This is a genomic window from Streptomyces sp. SID13726, from assembly GCF_010548375.1.
Classification (GTDB): domain Bacteria; phylum Actinomycetota; class Actinomycetes; order Streptomycetales; family Streptomycetaceae; genus Streptomyces.
Window position 1 is genome coordinate 1 of record NZ_JAAGLY010000098.1, and the last position, 734, is coordinate 734.

At 69.8% G+C, this 734-nt stretch carries 1 protein-coding gene and 1 pseudogene; both read right to left on the reverse strand.

Features of this window, described 5'->3' with window-relative positions:
* A pseudogene (locus G3I78_RS46540) lies at positions 1 to 429 on the reverse strand (hypothetical protein); the annotation flags it as partial.
* Between the two features lie 35 nt (positions 430 to 464).
* Positions 465 to 659 (reverse strand): hypothetical protein, encoded by a 195-nt coding sequence (locus G3I78_RS46545; protein ID WP_164436628.1) that lies wholly within the window; start codon positions 657 to 659, stop codon positions 465 to 467.
* Between the last annotated feature and the right edge of the window lie 75 nt (positions 660 to 734).

Here is a 734-nt window from a genome sequence, read left to right on the forward strand (position 1 = left end):
CCCGCCGTGGGCGAAGAGCGGGTTGGGGTCCTCGGCGATGGAGAAGTACGGCACGAGCGCCTCGTAGAGGGCGCCGAGCCGCTCGGTCTCGGCCTCGCTGGGCCCGGTCTTCACCGGGGTCCGGTCGCGTCCCCGCCAGGCCGCCGCCGCCATCAGGGTGATCAGGGCGAGCAGCGGGCCGTACGGGACGAGCGCGACCACGAGGACGCAGGCGGCGCCCAGGAAGAGCGCGGGACCACGCTTGTCCTTGGGGGTGTCGGCCCATTTGCGCCGCCCGGCCGCGGCCAGGATGCGCAGGCCGCGCCCGATGACGAGGAGCGGATGGAGGACGTCCGTGGCGCTGTCGGCGGCCGTGCGAGCAAGGTCGCGGCCCCGTGCCAGCGACGTGGTGCCGTTGCCGAGGATGCGGGGGAGCGGGCGCCGGGCCACTGCTGTCTCCTGGGTGCGTGTGGGCGGGACGGGCGTCAGAACTTGATTCCGCCGAGCAGGCTCGCGAGGCTCTCGCCGCCGGCCTTTATGCTCGGCGCGATGGCGGTGCTCGCCATGTAGAAGCCGAACAGCGCCGCGACGAAGGCGTGCGACGCCTTGAGCCCGTCCTTCTTGAAGAAGAGGAAGGCGATGATGCCGAGCAGGACGACGCCTGAGATGGACAGGATCATGAGAAGTTCTCCTGGTGGGTGGGGACGGTCACCAACAGTTGTTCCAGGCTCACAGGAAGTATCAATGCGATAAAA